Source organism: Mycobacterium tilburgii (genome assembly GCF_902168065.1).
GTDB lineage: Bacteria > Actinomycetota > Actinomycetes > Mycobacteriales > Mycobacteriaceae > Mycobacterium > Mycobacterium tilburgii.
On the sequence record NZ_LR655714.1, the window covers coordinates 1 to 15,289 of the forward strand.

General features: G+C 68.4%; 13 protein-coding genes and 6 pseudogenes. 13 read left to right on the plus strand and 6 right to left on the minus strand.

Features of this window, described 5'->3' with window-relative positions; genetic code table 11:
* Positions 1-1,357: pseudogene (locus tag FQ389_RS11055) on the plus strand (alpha/beta hydrolase family protein); the annotation flags it as partial.
* 236 nt (positions 1,358-1,593) lie between these two features.
* Here FQ389_RS11055 and FQ389_RS22435 read toward each other — a convergent pair.
* On the minus strand, positions 1,594-1,716 hold the full coding sequence (locus FQ389_RS22435) for a class I SAM-dependent methyltransferase (RefSeq protein WP_407662849.1): 123 nt from the start codon (positions 1,714-1,716) through the stop codon (positions 1,594-1,596).
* A gap of 79 nt (positions 1,717-1,795) precedes the next feature.
* Positions 1,796-2,083, minus strand: a pseudogene (locus FQ389_RS22440) (class I SAM-dependent methyltransferase); the annotation flags it as partial.
* 100 nt (positions 2,084-2,183) lie between these two features.
* Here FQ389_RS22440 and FQ389_RS11065 point away from each other — a divergent pair.
* The 11 genes and pseudogenes from FQ389_RS11065 to FQ389_RS11115 all read left to right on the plus strand — a co-directional run.
* Positions 2,184-3,614, plus strand: a complete 1,431-nt coding sequence (locus FQ389_RS11065; protein ID WP_144207671.1) for an NAD(P)H-hydrate dehydratase — start codon at positions 2,184-2,186, stop codon at positions 3,612-3,614.
* A gap of 18 nt (positions 3,615-3,632) precedes the next feature.
* Positions 3,633-5,024: a glutamate decarboxylase gene (locus FQ389_RS11070; RefSeq protein ID WP_144207592.1), complete on the plus strand. Its 1,392-nt coding sequence runs from the start codon at positions 3,633-3,635 to the stop codon at positions 5,022-5,024.
* A gap of 115 nt (positions 5,025-5,139) precedes the next feature.
* Positions 5,140-6,306, plus strand: coding sequence for an alanine racemase (alr, locus tag FQ389_RS11075; protein WP_186296371.1), 1,167 nt, complete (start codon positions 5,140-5,142; stop codon positions 6,304-6,306).
* A 53-nt stretch (positions 6,307-6,359) separates the two neighbouring features.
* A pseudogene (locus FQ389_RS11080) lies at positions 6,360-7,410 on the plus strand (alpha/beta fold hydrolase).
* On the plus strand, positions 7,403-7,888 hold the full coding sequence (gene tsaE, locus FQ389_RS11085; RefSeq protein ID WP_186296372.1) for a tRNA (adenosine(37)-N6)-threonylcarbamoyltransferase complex ATPase subunit type 1 TsaE: 486 nt from the start codon (positions 7,403-7,405) through the stop codon (positions 7,886-7,888). Before FQ389_RS11080 ends, tsaE begins: the two are co-directional and overlap by 8 nt.
* Positions 7,885-8,514 carry a tRNA (adenosine(37)-N6)-threonylcarbamoyltransferase complex dimerization subunit type 1 TsaB gene (tsaB, locus tag FQ389_RS11090; protein WP_144207598.1) on the plus strand — a complete coding sequence of 210 codons (630 nt, stop codon included), beginning with the start codon at positions 7,885-7,887 and terminating at the stop codon, positions 8,512-8,514. Before tsaE ends, tsaB begins: the two co-directional genes overlap by 4 nt.
* Entirely contained in the window at positions 8,511-8,978 is a 468-nt protein-coding gene (gene rimI, locus FQ389_RS11095; RefSeq protein ID WP_144207602.1) for a ribosomal protein S18-alanine N-acetyltransferase, read from the plus strand. Before tsaB ends, rimI begins: the two co-directional genes overlap by 4 nt.
* The gene (gene tsaD, locus FQ389_RS11100) at positions 8,975-10,009 is read left to right on the plus strand and encodes a tRNA (adenosine(37)-N6)-threonylcarbamoyltransferase complex transferase subunit TsaD (RefSeq protein ID WP_144207605.1); all 1,035 of its coding nucleotides are present in this window, start codon (positions 8,975-8,977) and stop codon (positions 10,007-10,009) included. Before rimI ends, tsaD begins: the two co-directional genes overlap by 4 nt.
* 239 nt (positions 10,010-10,248) lie before the next feature.
* Positions 10,249-10,551 carry a co-chaperone GroES gene (gene groES, locus FQ389_RS11105; RefSeq protein ID WP_144207608.1) on the plus strand — a complete coding sequence of 101 codons (303 nt, stop codon included), beginning with the start codon at positions 10,249-10,251 and terminating at the stop codon, positions 10,549-10,551.
* A gap of 88 nt (positions 10,552-10,639) precedes the next feature.
* On the plus strand, positions 10,640-12,268 hold the full coding sequence (groL, locus tag FQ389_RS11110) for a chaperonin GroEL (RefSeq protein WP_144207611.1): 1,629 nt from the start codon (positions 10,640-10,642) through the stop codon (positions 12,266-12,268).
* A gap of 222 nt (positions 12,269-12,490) precedes the next feature.
* A pseudogene (locus tag FQ389_RS11115) lies at positions 12,491-12,872 on the plus strand (methylenetetrahydrofolate reductase); the annotation flags it as partial.
* Between the two features lie 351 nt (positions 12,873-13,223).
* On the opposite strand, the gene FQ389_RS22445 reads toward FQ389_RS11115, so the two are convergent.
* Both FQ389_RS22445 and FQ389_RS21260 read right to left on the minus strand, forming a co-directional pair.
* A complete protein-coding gene (locus tag FQ389_RS22445; protein ID WP_407662850.1) occupies positions 13,224-13,403 on the minus strand; it encodes a hypothetical protein in 180 nt (59 codons plus the stop codon).
* Positions 13,358-13,561, minus strand: coding sequence for a hypothetical protein (locus FQ389_RS21260; RefSeq protein WP_313901973.1), 204 nt, complete (start codon positions 13,559-13,561; stop codon positions 13,358-13,360). The genes FQ389_RS22445 and FQ389_RS21260 overlap by 46 nt, the downstream gene beginning before the upstream one ends.
* 263 nt (positions 13,562-13,824) lie before the next feature.
* On the opposite strand from FQ389_RS21260, the gene FQ389_RS19940 reads away from it, so the two are divergent.
* Positions 13,825-14,592 carry a class I SAM-dependent methyltransferase gene (locus FQ389_RS19940; protein ID WP_260860683.1) on the plus strand — a complete coding sequence of 256 codons (768 nt, stop codon included), beginning with the start codon at positions 13,825-13,827 and terminating at the stop codon, positions 14,590-14,592.
* A gap of 10 nt (positions 14,593-14,602) precedes the next feature.
* Here the strand turns inward: FQ389_RS19940 and FQ389_RS19945 are convergent.
* Both FQ389_RS19945 and FQ389_RS11140 read right to left on the minus strand, forming a co-directional pair.
* Positions 14,603-14,869, minus strand: a pseudogene (locus FQ389_RS19945) (hydrogenase nickel incorporation protein HypB); the annotation flags it as partial.
* Positions 14,870-14,946: 77 nt separating this feature from the next.
* Positions 14,947-15,255, minus strand: a pseudogene (locus FQ389_RS11140) (hydrogenase maturation nickel metallochaperone HypA/HybF); the annotation flags it as partial.
* Positions 15,256-15,289: the final 34 nt, after the last annotated feature.

Sequence of the window (15,289 nt, forward strand, 5' to 3'; positions counted from 1 at the left end):
ACCAGGAGGCCGGCACCGCGGCTGATCGCCTGGGAAGGAACCCAAGTCGCGGTGATCCTGATCGGCGAGGACAGCGTCGGCCGGTCCTGCCTGATTGATCCGGCCGACGGCCGGCATGTCGTGCTGGACCGTCGATCCGGCGGCCGGCTGGTCGACGCCTGGAGCGGGGCGGCGCTCATCCGGGTGGGGCCGCGCGGCTACCACGAGATGATCATGCTGTTCGGACAGAACGAAATCGATTTGCTTCCTTCGGATCCCGGCTCCACGACGGCCGACGGGATCATCCTCGACGACCACCAGCCCCGTCGGCTCCGGTACGGTCTGAGCGGTGAGCTGACGAAGCTGTACAACCCGGGCACCGGTGCTGACGGATACGTCCGGGCGCTGATCTGCAGCGACAACGGCTGCGAGCACGCCCGGTTACTGGAAGTCACCGTCACGCTGGACGGGGTCAAGTATTCGGTGGTGGCCGAGCGTGCCGACGGTGATCTGGACGAGTTCGTCGTCAGTGATGACCTGTCCACCGTTGCGTTGCTGTGGAACCTGCAGGGCCGCAGCGAATTACAGATTCTCGAGTACACCGACTACACGTAGTCCGAACCCATTCCGCTGCCCGGTCCGGTCGCCGGGGAGTTGTCGATCAGTGCCGGCGGCGCGATGGTCGCGATGACCGTAGAGGGGCCGGCCATGCCCCGGACCGTCGAATTGGTCGACCCGCGTTCGCGGGAGTGGGAACCCATCGACACCCAGTGCGACCGCGTCGCGCAGGTTCCCGAGGTGTTCGCCGAGCCGCACACGATCACGGCCCGCGACGGGCTGGAACTCAACGCCTGACTGTACCGGTCGATGGACGGCGGCGGCACGGCGGGTGCGGTGATGTTCCTGCACGGCGGCCCCGAGGGCCAGGCCCGGGTCCGGTTACAACGACATCTTCTCCCGACTGGTCAGCGACGGGTTCGTGGTGCTGGCGCCGAATGTCCGCGGCTCCGGCAGATTCGGCCGCAGTTTCGTGCACGCCGACCACAAGGAGAAGCGGTTCGCTGCGATCGACGACGTCGCCGACTGCGCGCGCTTCCTGGCGAACAACGGGCTAGCCGATCCGCGCCAGATCGCTTGTGTGGGTTGGTCCTACGGCGGCTACCTGACGCAGGCGGCCCTGGCGTTTCATCCAGGCTTGTTCGCCGCCGGCGTCAGCATCTGCGGTATGAGCGACCTGAGCACGTTCGGGCATCCGGTCGGCGACCGTGAACTGCTCGAGCAACTCTCCCCGCTGCGGCGGGTCGATGCGCTGGTCGCCCTGCTGCTGGTGGTGCACGGGGCGCACGACACCAACGTTCCGGTCAGCGAGTCCGAACAGTCGAAACCGTGCTGGCACCACTGCTCGGTGACCTCACGAATGCGTTCGGCTATTACCGCACGGTGTCGTTGGCGCCCTGCACGTTCTCGGTGGCCAACTGGCTGCCTGGCGCGCTGAGCTCAGTGATGTTGTCCAGCAGGCGATCCTGGGCGTCTGGCGGCAGGAACGGCAACAGGTCCTCGGCGCTCCACGCGGTGTTGGCCGGGGTCCAGGCCCGCGGTGCGCAGCGCGGCCGGCTAGTCGTGGCGAAGGTCCACTGCCACCGCCCGCCGGTCGACCGTCGGCGCGGCGCCCAGCTCGGCGAGGGCCGCGGTCTTGAACTCGATGACCCGCGACTGGTCGATCTCGAATACCGTCATGCCGTCCGGCCAGGGCAGGCCGGTAGGCGCGGGCGTCCAGTACCGAGGTCAAGATCACCGCTTGCCGGATGCCCGTGCCGGCCGTGGTGATGAAAAAGTCGTCGAAGAACCGGGTGCGTAGGCCCATAATGTCGGCCATGCCCAGCATCCCGAAGTCCCCGTTGTCGTCGACCGCGGCGGGGTCCAGTTCGCCGTTGGCGAGGCGGGTGAAAGTCGATGCCGACGGCACGCACCAGTGGTTCGGCGAACGGTCGTTGATCAGCGGCTGAGGCGCCCGCGTTGCCAGCGCGCGTCCCACCGCCACGCCGGTTGCCGTGGCCCCCACACCATTTCCCAGTTCCCAGGTGTCGTCATCGGTTCGCGCCATCGCCCTCCGTTCGTCGCATTCGCCGCTGTCACCGAATGTACGGACGACTCCTTAACGACCACTGTGCGCAAATGCAACGTTGCATAAAATGCTGAATTCGATGCGGCATTACTACTCCGTGGCAGCGATCCGCGACGCCGAAGCGCCGTTGTTGGCCAGCCTGCCCGACGGTGCCTTGATGAAGCGTGCGGCGTTCGGGCTGGCCACCGAGCTGATCAGCGAGCTGACCGAGCGCACCGGCGGCGTCGCCGGCCGGCAGGTGTGTGCGGTCGTCGGCTCCGGTGACAACGGCGGCGACGCGCTATGGGCGGCGACGTTTTTGCGGCGCCGCGGCGCCGCCGCCGACGCGGTGCTGCTCAACCCGTACCGCGCTCATCGCAAAGGCTTGGCGGCGTTCCGCAAAGCCGGCGGACGTGTAGTGGAGAGGGTCCCGGCGACAACCGATCTCGTCATCGACGGCGTGGTCGGCATTTCCGGGTCCGGGCCGTTGCGCACGGCCGCTGCCGAGGTGTTCGCCGCGGCGAAGAGGCCGGACGGCACCGACATCCCGGTGGTCGCCGTCGACATCCCCAGCGGCATCGACGTCGAGACCGGCGCGATCACCGGGCCTGCCGTGCGCGCCGCGGTCACCGTCACCTTCGGCGGCCTCAAACCCGTGCACGCGCTGGCCGACTGCGGCCGCGTCGCGCTGATCGACATTGGCCTGGACCTGCCCGAAACGGACATGTTGGCCTTCGAGGCCGCCGACGTCGCCGCGCGCTGGCCGGTACCCGGTCCGCGCGACGACAAGTACACGCAGGGCGTGACGGGAATCCTGGCCGGCTCGTCAACGTATCCGGGTGCGGCCGTGCTGTGCACCGGCGCCGCTGTCGCGGCCACCTCGGGCATGGTCCGTTACGCGGGCAGCGGGCACAGCCAGGTGCTCGCGGCGTGGCCTGAAGTCATCGCGACGCCCACGCCCGCGTCGGCCGGGCGGGTGCAGGCCTGGGTCGTCGGGCCCGGGTTGGGCACCGACGACGTCGGCGCCGCCGCGCTATGGTTCGCACTCGAAACCGACCTGCCGGTGCTCGTCGACGCCGACGGGTTGACCATCCTGGCGGCTCACCCGGAGCTGGTCGCCAACCGCGCGGCACCGACGCTGCTGACCCCACACGCCGGGGAGTTCGCCCGGTTGGCGGGGCACCCGCCGGGTGAGGACAGGGTGGCGGCATGCCGCAAGCTGGCCGACGAACTGGGCGCCACCGTGCTGCTCAAGGGCAATGTCACCGTCATCGCCGACCCCTGCGGCCCCGTCTACCTCAATCCGGCCGGGCAGTCCTGGGCCGCGACGGCCGGGTCCGGTGACGTGCTGTCGGGGATGATCGGCGCACTGTTGGCGTCCGGGTTACCGACTGCCGAGGCTGCTGCGGCGGGGGCGTTCGTGCACGCGCGGGCCGCTGCGGCCTCGGCCACCGATCCAGGGCCGGGTGAGGCGCCCACGTCGGCGTCACGCATCGTGCCGCACATCCGGGCCGCCCTGGCCGAGGTGTAGCCCGAGAAAGGAACCCGCATGCCGCAACACCCGTCGCTGCCCACCCACTCGATCACGCCCGCCTACACCGGGCGGCTGTTTACCACGCCGGTGCCGGCGCTGCGGCTGCCCGACGAGTCGATGGATCCCGAGGCCGCCTACCGCTTCATCCACGACGAGCTGATGCTGGACGGCAGCTCCCGGCTGAACCTGGCCACTTTCGTCACCACCTGGATGGACCCGGAGGCCGGGCGGCTGATGTCCGAGACGTTCGACAAGAATATGATCGACAAGGACGAATACCCGGCGACCGCGGCCATCGAGCAGCGCTGCGTGTGCATGGTGGCGGACCTGTTCCACGCCGAGGTCCTGCGCGACGACGACCCGTCCAGCGCCACCGGCGTGTCCACCATCGGTTCGAGCGAGGCGGTGATGCTGGGCGGCCTGGCGATGAAGTGGCGCTGGCGCGAGAAGGTCGGCTCCGGAAAGGACGGCTGGAAGGGCCGCACCCCGAACCTGGTGATGGGCTCCAACGTCCAGGTGGTCTGGGAGAAGTTCTGCCGCTACTTCGACGTCGAACCGCGCTACCTGCCGATGGAGGAGGGGCGGTACGTCATCACACCCGAGCAGGTCGTCGACGCCGTCGACGAGGACACCATCGGCGTGGTCGCGATCCTGGGCACCACCTACACCGGCGAGCTGGAACCGATCGCCGACATCTGCGCCGCGCTAGACAAGCTAGCGGCGGGCGGCGGGGTGGACGTTCCGGTGCATGTCGATGCCGCCAGCGGTGGCTTTGTGGTACCCTTCCTCCTCCCCGAACTGAAATGGGACTTCCGGCTGCCGCGGGTGGTGTCGATCAACGTCAGCGGCCACAAGTACGGGCTGACCTACCCGGGCGTCGGGTTCGTTGTGTGGCGCGCCAAGGAGTACCTGCCCGAGGATCTGGTGTTCCACGTGAACTACCTGGGCGGCGACATGCCGACGTTCACGCTGAACTTCTCCCGCCCCGGCAACCAGGTGGTGGGCCAGTACTACAACTTCCTGCGGCTCGGCCGCGAGGGCTACACCCAGGTGATGCAGACGTTGTCGGCGACCGCGCGCTGGCTGGGCGAACAGCTGCGGACCGGGGAGCACGCAGAGCTGATCTCCGACGGCTCGGCGATCCCGGTGGTGGCGTTCCGGCTGGCCCGCGGCCTGGGCTATACCGAGTTCGACGTCTCCCACGAGCTGCGCGGCTTCGGCTGGCAGGTGCCCGCCTACACGATGCCCGACAACGCCACCAATGTGTCGGTGCTGCGGGTCGTGGTGCGCGAGGGCCTCTCCGCGGACCTGGCCCGCGCGCTGCACGACGACGCACGCATCGCGCTGGCCTCCCTGGACAAGCTCAAGCCGGGCGGCCACTACCGCGCGGAGCACTTCGCGCACTGACGTCGCGCGTGTGCGCACGGTTTTCGGTGTGCGCTTAGGGCGGCCGCCGCGGCGTGTCGCCGCCCGGGCCACACGCTGCGGCATGCCGCAGCCCGTCCTCTGGGACAATGGTGGCGTGGCAGTTACCCCGCTCTCCCTGACGCCTGGCGTCGTGGCCGAGGCTGTCGTGGACCTGGAGGCGATCGCGCACAACGTGCGGGTGCTGCGTGAGCACGCCGGTTCCGCCCAGGTCATGGCCGTTGTCAAGGCCGATGGCTACGGCCACGGAGCGGTCCCGGTGGCGCGCGCCGCGCTGACAGCCGGCGCCGTCGAACTGGGCGTGGCAACTGTCGACGAGGCGCTGGCGCTACGCGCCGCCGGCATCACCGCCCCGGTGCTGGCCTGGCTGCATCCGCCCGGCATCGACTTCGGGCCCGCGCTGCAGGCCGACGTCGAGATCGCAATGTCCTCAATGCGTCAGCTCGACGAGCTGCTCGACGCCGTGCACCGCACCGGCCGCACCGCCACGGTGACCGTCAAGGTGGACACCGGGCTGAACCGCAACGGGGTGGCCCCCGCGCACTATCCAGCGATGCTGACCGCGTTGCGTCGGGCCGTCGCCGAGGACGCCGTCCGGCTGCGCGGGCTGATGTCACACATGGTGTTCGCCGACCAGTCGGGCAACGCGATCAACGACGTTCAGTGCACCAGGTTCAGCGAGATGCTGGCCGAGGCGTGCGGCCGGGGCCTGCACTTCGAGATCGCCCACCTCTCGAATTCCTCGGCGACGATGTCTCGTCCCGACCTGGCCTTCGACATGGTGCGGCCCGGCATCGCGGTGTACGGCCTGAGCCCTGTCCCCGAGCGTGGCGACCTAGGGCTGACCCCGGCGATGACCGTGAAATGTGCTGTCGCACTGGTAAAGTCGGTGCGCGCTGGCGAAGGCGTTTCGTACGCGCACACCTGGATCGCCGAACGTGACACCACGGTGGCGCTGATGCCGATCGGATACGCCGACGGGGTCTTCCGGTCACTGGGCGGCCGGCTCGAGGTGTTGATCAACGGCCGGCGCCGCCCCGGCGTCGGACGGATCTGCATGGACCAATTCCTGGTCGACCTGGGCCCCGGCCCGGTCGACGTGACCGAGGGCGACGAGGCAATCCTGTTCGGTCCCGGCGCCTACGGCGAACCCACCGCACAGGATTGGGCCGACCTTCTCGGCAGCATCCACTACGAGGTGGTGACCAGTCCACGGGGACGGGTCACCCGGACCTACCGCGAGGCCGAAACTGTTGAGCGATGAGGGGGTTCGACGGCGGCGCGGGGGGAAGGACGTGGCTGGCCGACGGTTCGGGGTTGACTGCGGTCGCGACCATCGTCGGCGCCTCGGTGCGCCGGTCGATGACGCAACGCGTCAGCCTCATCGAGGACCCGTACGCCGGCGAGGATTTCGAGCGGCTGCAAAGCGACCGCAGCTACGTGGTGACCACCTCCGACGGGGTGCCACTGGCGGTGCGGGAAGTGGTCCGGTGGACGCGCCACTGACGATGGTGTTCGTGCACGACTTCTGTCTGCGGATGGGCGCCTTCTACTTTCAGCGCAAACGGCTCGCCGAAAAATGAGGACCACGTGTGCAGGTGGTCTTCTACGACCACCCCAGGCACGGCCGGTCCGGGGAGGCATCGCCGGAGACTTACACCCTGACCCAGCTCGGCCAGGATCTGGAAAGCGTGCTGACCGACATCGCCCCGCGCGGCGTCATCGTTCTGGTCGGCCATTCGATGGGCGGAATGACGGTGCTCTCCCACGACCGGCAATACCCCGAGCATTACAGCACACGGATCGTCGGCGTGGCGTTGATCTCCTCGGCCGCCGAAGGGGTACTCGCTCGCCGCTCGGTGAGATCCTGAAAAACCCTGCGGTGGAAGCATTTCAGTTCACCGCGCGGTCGGCTCCCAAACTCATGCACCGCGGGCGTAACGTGTCGCTAGCGCTGATCGGCCCGGTGCTGAGGGCCGCGTCCTACAGCGGCCTGCAGGTCAGCCGGAGCCTGGACGCGTTCTCCCAGCAGATGATGAACGGCACCCCGACCCCCACGCTGGTCGGCTTTATACGGGCGCGGGAAGTGCACGACGAGACCGCCGGGCTGTGGCCATTGCTGCGGATCCCGACGTTGATCGCCTGCGGTGACCACGATCTGATCACCCCGGACGAATACTCGCGCAAGATGGCCGCCTCGCTGCCGCAATCCGAACTGGTCATAGTCAACGGCGCCAGTCATCTTGCCCTGCTGGACAAGCCCGAGGCCATCAACGAGGGTCTGGTCCGGCTGGTCAACCGCACCGACCCGGGCCCGATGACGCTGTGGTACCGGCGGATGCAAGAGCGGTGGTGGCGCCGTGGTTGACCAGCGGGCACCGCTGAGATCGGGATCGGGGACGGCCAACTGCGAGCGGGTCGAGGACACCATCGCGCTCGGGTCGCAGCTGGGACGGGAGCTGCGCGCCGGTGACGTCGTCGTGCTATCCGGCCCGCTCGGGGCGGGAAAGACGGTGCTGGCCAAGGGAATCGCCGAGGCCATGGACGTCGACGGCCCGGTCACCTCGCCCACCTACGTGCTGGCCCGGGTGCATCCGCCGCGCCGGGCCGGGGCGCCGGCGATGATTCACGTAGACGTCTACCGGCTGCTTGATCACCAGGGCGCCGATCTGCTCGCGGAACTCGATTCGCTGGACCTCGACACCGAGCTCGAAGATGCGGTGGTTGTGGTGGAGTGGGGCGAGGGCCTGGCCGAGCGCCTGACCGAGCACCATCTCGACATCTGGCTGGAGCAGGTTAGCCACTCCGACGCGCGGATCGCGACCTGGCAGTGGGCGCACACGTGAATCTGGTTCTCGCCCTGGACACTTCCACCCCGGCCGTGACCGCCGGTGTGGTCCGCCGCGACGGCACGGCGTGGACCGTGCTGGCCCAGCGGGTAACCGTCGACGCCCGCGCCCACGCCGAACGACTCACACCCAACGCGCTGGCCGCGCTCGCCGACGCCGGGCTGACGATGAACGACCTCGACGCCGTCGCGGTCGGCTGCGGTCCCGGGCCGTTCACCGGGCTGCGGGCGGGCATGGCCACGGCCGCCGCCTACGGCCACGCGCTGGGCATCCCGGTGCACGGCGTGTGCAGTCTCGATGCCATCGGCGTGCTGACCTCCGGCGACACCTTGGTCGTCACCGACGCCCGGCGCCGCGAAATCTATTGGGCCCGTTACCGAGACGGAGTCCGCGTCGAGGGTACGGCCGTCAACGCCCTGGCCGACGTCGACCCCGGCGCTGCCCGGGCCGTCGCCGGTTCACCCGAACACGCCGCGCTGTTCGGCCTGCCCGTGTGCGAGCCTGTCCATCCCACCCCGGCCGGGCTTGTCGCCGCGGTGCCCGACTTGCCGGCCGAACCGGCGCCACTGGTCGCGCTGTATCTGCGCCGGCCTGACGCGAAGCCACTGGCGGCCCACCAGTGACCGCGTGCAGCGAGCCCGTGACCCTCGGTGCGCTGACATCGGCCGACGCGCAGCGCTGCGCTCAGCTGGAAGCCAGCCTGTTCGACGGCGACGACCCTTGGCCCGCCGCCGCGTTCAACCGCGAATTGGCCAGCACCTACCACCATTACGTGGGGGCGCGGATGGCCGACACACTGGTCGGCTATGCCGGAATCGCCAGGCTGGGCCGCCGACCGTCGTTCGAGTATGAGGTGCACACCATCGGCGTCGACCCCGCCTATCAGGGACGGGGTCTCGGCCGCCGCCTGCTCGACGAGCTGCTGAAGTTCGCCGACGGCGGTGTCGTCTACCTGGAGGTCCGCACCGACAACGAGCCGGCCATCGCGCTGTACCGCAGCGTCGGTTTCGAGCAGATCGGCGTGCGCAAGCGCTACTACCGGGTCAGCGGTGCGGACGCTTACACAATGCGACGGGAAGCGACATGACGACCATCCTGGCGATCGAAACCTCTTGCGATGAAACGGGAGTCGGTATCACGCGGCTCGACGCCGATGGCACCATCACCCTGCTGGCAGACGAGGTAGCTTCCAGCGTCGACGAGCACGTCCGGTTCGGCGGCGTGGTCCCCGAAATCGCGTCCCGAGCGCATCTGGAGGCGCTCGGCCCGGCTATGCGTCGCGCGCTGGCGGCCGCGAGCGTGGCCAAGCCCGACATCGTCGCGGCTACCATCGGGCCCGGCATGGCCGGCGCGCTGCTGGTGGGAGTCGCTGCGGCCAAAGCGTATTCGGCCGCGTGGGGGGTGCCGTTCTACGCGGTGAACCATCTGGGCGGGCACCTTGCCGCGGACGTGTACGAACACGGTCCGCTGCCCGAGTGCGTGGCGCTGCTGGTGTCCGGCGGACACACGCACCTGTTGCACGTGCGGTCGCTGGGTGAACCGATCGTCGAGCTGGGCAGCACCGTCGACGACGCCGCCGGTGAGGCGTACGACAAGGTGGCCCGGCTGCTGGGGCTGGGTTATCCGGGCGGCAAGGTGCTCGACGACCTGGCCCACAGCTGTGATCGCGGCGCCGCGGACATCCCTGTCTTCCCGCGCGGCATGACCGGTCCGGGCGATGAGCCGTACGCGTTCAGCTTCTCCGGCCTCAAGACCACCGTCGCGCGTTACGTGGAGAGCCACCCCGATGCGGGGACCGCCAAGATCGCCGCCGGATTCCAGGAGGCGGTCGCCGACGTGCTGACCCGCAAGGCGGTGCGCGCCGCCTCCGACCTGGGCGTCGGGACCCTGCTGATCGCCGGGGGAGTGGCCGCCAACTCCCGACTGCGGGAGCTGGCCACCCAGCGCTGTGCCGAGGCGGACCTGACGCTGCGGATCCCCCGGCCCCGGCTGTGTACCGACAACGGGGCGATGATTGCGTCGTTCGCCGCGCACCTGGTGGCGGCTGGCGCGCCGCCGTCGCCGTTGGACGTGCCCAGCGACCCGGGGCTGCCCGTGGTAAAAGCCCAGGTGAGTTGAGCTGGCGGCGGAAAAATTGAGGAAGCAGCGAGGCGGCCTTGAGTGCTAGCACTCTCGTGTATAGAGTGCTAGGTGGCAATCGGGCTATCCCCTGTGTCGGTACCCGCGACGACGGCCCAAGGGCATGACCGGTCGCCGATTCATCTGGTAACTGGACGGTTCGGGCAAGCCCTGGATCGACCGCCAACACCAGTCCGGGTGACCGCCCGGACCCGATCCAAATAGTGGAGGCTCCAATCGTGGCGAAGGTGAACATCAAGCCACTCGAGGACAAGATTCTCGTGCAGGCCAACGAGGCCGAGACCACGACCGCGTCCGGTCTGGTCATTCCTGACACCGCCAAGGAGAAGCCGCAAGAAGGCACCGTCGTCGCAGTCGGCCCCGGCCGGTGGGACGAGGACGGCGACAAGCGGATCCCGCTGGACGTGTCGGAGGGAGACACCGTCATCTACAGCAAGTACGGCGGCACCGAGATCAAATACAACTACGAGGAGTACCTGATCCTGTCGGCGCGCGACGTGCTGGCTGTCGTTTCCAAGTAAAGAACCGTGTTTCGCCCCGGCGATCCCCGTGTCCAGGCATGGGTGACTTCCGGGGCGGCATGCGTTCATGGGCGTGTAAAGGACCCTGATGAGCAAGCTGATTGAGTATGACGAAACCGCGCGCCGCGCCATGGAGACGGGCGTCAACAAGCTCGCCGACGCGGTGCGGGTCACGCTGGGCCCGCGCGGCTGGCATGTGGTGCTGGCCAAGGCGTTCGGTGGTCCGGCGATCACCAACGACGGCGTCACTGTGGCGCGGGAGCTCGACCTGGAGGACCCGTTCGAGAACTTGGGTGCCCAGTTGGTGAAGTCCGTGGCGACCAAGACCAACGACGTCGCCGGCGACGGCACCACCACCGCCACCGTGCTGGCGCAGGCGCTGGTCAAGGGCGGCCTGCGGATGGTCGCCGCCGGTGCCAACCCGATCGCCCTGGGATCGGGCATCAGCAAGGCCGTCGACGCGGTGTCCGAGGCGCTGCTGGCCGCGGCCACCCCGGTCGCTGGCCGCGACGGTATTGCTCAGATCGCGACGGTCTCCTCGCGCGATGAGCAGATCGGTGCGCTGGTCGGCGAGGGCATGGACAAGGTCGGCGCCGACGGCGTCGTCAGCGTCGAAGAGTCGTCCACGCTGAACACCGAGCTGGAGTTCACCGAGGGCGTCGGGTTCGACAAGGGTTTCCTGTCGGCCTACTTCGTTACGGACTTCGACTCGCAGGAGGCCGTGCTCGACGACCCGTTGATCCTGTTGCACCAGGAGAAGATCAGCTCGCTGCCCGACCTGCTGCCAATGCTGGAGAAGATCGCCGAAACGGGCAAGCCGCTGCTGATCGTCGCCGAGGACGTCGAGGGCGAGGCGCTGGCGACGCTAGTCGTCAACTCGATCCGCAAGACCCTCAAGGCCGTCGCGGTCAAGTCGCCGTTCTTCGGTGACCGCCGCAAGGCGTTCCTCGAGGACCTGGCGATCGTGACGGGCGGCCAGGTGATCAACCCCGACGCCGGGCTGCTGCTGCGCGAGGTAGGCACCGACGTGCTCGGCTCGGCCCGCCGCGTGGTGGTTAGCAAGGGCGACACCATCATCGTCGACGGCGGTGGCTCCAAGGAGGCGGTCGAGAAGCGCGTCAAGCAGCTGCGGGCCGAGATAGAGGCTAGCAACTCCGACTGGGACCGCGAAAAGCTGCAGGAGCGCGTGGCCAAGCTCGCCGGTGGCGTCGCCGTCATCAAGGTGGGAGCGGCCACCGAGACCGCGCTCAAAGAGCGCAAGGAAAGCGTCGAGGACGCCGTCGCCGCCGCGAAGGCGGCCGTCGAGGAGGGCATCGTCGCGGGTGGTGGATCGGCGCTCATCCAGGCCGGCAAGTCGCTCGACGACCTTCGCGCCTCGCTGAGTGGCGATGAGGCAGCGGGCGTCGACGTGTTCGCCGAGGCGCTCACCGCGCCGCTGTACTGGATCGCCACCAACGCCGGCCTGGACGGGGCGGTCGCGGTCAACAAGGTCGCCGGGCTACCCGCCGGACACGGGCTCAACGCCGCGACGCTGGAGTACGGCGACCTGGTCGAGCAGGGTGTCATCGACCCGGTCAAGGTCACGCGGTCCGCGGTGCTGAACGCGGCATCGGTGGCCCGGATGGTGCTGACCACCGAGACGGCCGTCGTCGAGAAGCCGGCCAACGAGGACGACGATCACGGTAATGGCCACGGCCACGGTCATCACCACCACTGAGTGATTAGCGCGCGGCACCCCCGGTCATCTGGCCGGGGGTGTTTGTGTTAGCCGCACTCCTCGAGACTCGAGCCAGTGCGCGTTTCCCGGCGTGTCGTCGCAAAAGTTTACGCGTTGCGACGCGGCGGGTGTTGTGTTGCAAGCATGGACCGCTTGATCCGCTGGGCGTGGGACCGCTGCGGGACGAAATATTCGTGGCTGGTCGGTGCGAACTTCTAGCTCGACCACAACCGCGTCGTGCTGGAGCAGGAACTGCGCGGCCTGCACAGCGTCGGCGTCGACACGGTGATGTGCGTGACGGGCGACGGCCGCGGTTACGACGTGCGCACCGATGTCACACAGACCTTCGATCTGGACGGGCAGCGGCTGGTCGCGCTGGCACGCCTTGGTGGGGATGGTCGCGGCGGTGCCCGAAACGCCGACCGCCCCGCCCGTCCACGCCCGCCCCGAGCGGCTGGTGCACAAGCAGCGCGCGAGCGCGAGCGTGGCGGTGCTCAACCACGTGTCCTTCCCCGCGATGATCGAAGAGTTCATGGCCGCGGCGACGCCGGCCGGGTTGACGATTCCGGTGATCGCCTCGGTCGCGGTGTTCACCGACCGCGTTAAAGACCAGCACCTTGTTGACGGTGGTGCTGGACGGCTTTGGCACGACCCGCGACTTGGGGGAGGCGCGCGGCGGGCGGTGGGTGCCGGCACGCTCGAGCAGGTCGCCGATGAGATCAAGCGCCGGGTGCTCGATGTTGGAATCGACGGTGTGATCGTGAACCTGCCGAGCCATTCGCCACACACACACCGGGCCTCATCACCGCGGTGGGCGAGACGCCCAGGCCGCTGATCGACGCCTAGTCACCCAGCGACGTGGTGATCTGAACTTCGGACGTGAGCGTCTGATGGACGAGGCAGCGCTCGGCGATCAGCAACAGTCGATCCCGCTGCGCGGCGTCGAGGGCTCCGGTCAATTCGATGTGCCGCTCGATGCGATCGACCCAGCCCGCCTTGGTCTCGTAGTCGACGCAGTACTTCGCGTGAATCCGTGAGTACCGCAACGTGATTCGTATATTCTCCAACGGCCATCCCTTCCGGTGCGCATCATACGCACCGTGATCGACGTACAGGCGCCCAGCGCGGCCAGCAACAGGGCATATGGGTTGGGCCCGGCGTCGTCACCGATGTCGCCGGTTCGTCGGCGATGAGCCGATGGCGTCCGGCGGTGATCTGCTGGGTGTAGGGTGCGGTGCCCGTCTCCGCGACAATCACCGTGCCCTCGGCGGACGCTTCGTCGTGTGTGGTCATGCCTCTTTGTACTCCGTTAGGGTGAATCACCATGCCGCCAAGTGAGAGCGAGGGCCTGCTGGCCGCGCACAGCGCGATTCGCTCGTTCTAGGAGCAGGAGGGCGCACGCTACGACCAGAAGGACGCCCACGGCGTCTTATCCGATATCGAACGTCATTTGTGGACAGCGGCATTGGGCGCGATCCCGCCGTCTTCGCGGGTGCTCGACATCGCCACCGGCACCGGGTTCGTTGCGCTGCTACTTGCCGAGCTTGCGTCATCGGGTGACCGTATGCGATGCGTCGCAGGCGATGCTTGCGAACGCGCGTGCCGAGGCCGCCGAGCGTGAGCTGGCCATCACGTTCGTGGAGGGTGTGACCGAACGGCTGCCGTTTCCGGATGCCTGTTTCGACGCCGTGACGGGCCGGCACTTCATCTGGACGCTGGTCGAACCCGACCGGGCCTTCGCCGAATGGCGCCGTGTCCTGGTGCCCAGCGGAATCCTGGTCGCCGACTGCTCGCTGAATACGCAAGTGGCAGCCATCATTACGCCGACGACGTTGCGGCGGCGCTGCCGTTCAGTGCGGTTGGCGACACTACTCCGATTGTCGATGCCCTGCTATCCGCGGGGTTCGGCGCCGTGGACGTGGATGTCCTCGGCACCGGCGACGAGGACGGCAAGCCGCGCCACGCGGTCTTGCGAGGCCGGCCGGGCTAATTCTCGTCGTCGCGCCAAAACCCAACGGGTGTGCGACGATTCGGCCCGTGGCCAAACAGTACGCCTGGTCGAATACGGAATGGAACGCGAGCGGCTCTCCTGGCAGGGCGAACAGCTGCGTCCCGCCACCGAACGGCTGTTTCGCGCCGCCGGCATTGGCCGGGAGCCCGGGTGCTCGATTGCGGACCGACGTCGCGTGGACCATGTGAGCACGCTGCTGCGGGGGCTGTCCGGCGTGCTGACGGCAAACGGCATCGCCACCGAAGAAGAAGCTCGATATCGACGCTTTCGCCGAGCGGGTCAGGACGGAGTGCCTTGCGCTGCTCGCCCGTGACGTCGACCAGCGCGAGTTGGCCTTCGAGCGTCACTTGCAGGATGGTCGTCTTTTCGGACACCGGTGAGCTCATCAGGTTCAGCGCACGGACGCCGTTGCGGCCGAACGCAGCCCGGTTGGCATGGACAAGAACGTCGTTCTCGGCGAAGATCGCCTCCAGCACGTCGATGCGTTGCGCGCCGGTTTGGTATCGGCTGTGGTCGCCGTGCTCGTGCAGGGAGCCGTCATGCTCGTGGGCGTGCACGGTCCCGTCGTCGTGCCGATGAAACCTACCCATGGCTCAACACCTTTCGATGCGGCGCCGCACGACGCCACCGACCGCTGGTCACGTGACGTCCAGCGAGGTCCGCCGTCCACCAGGAACTCGTCACCGTGTAGCAACTGCACGTCGGGGCTGTCGCAGTGCGGGCAAATCGACCACGGTGACGTGATCTTCGACTGTCGACCGCAGGAACGGTAGCGCACCTCGGCGCTGACGAACTCGAGTTCCACTCGGCGTCGGGCAGGCGCTCCGCGTCGCGCACCAGCGTCCAGCAGAACGACAACGACTCGGGGACCACCTGCCGCAGCGCGCCGATCCGGACGCGAACCACCTCGACGTGCCGCCCAGCCGCGCGCGTTGACCACACCGGCGATCGCCTCGCACAACGAGAGCTCATGCATCGCCGGCTCCCAGCCGTCGGGCGCGGGCCCATAC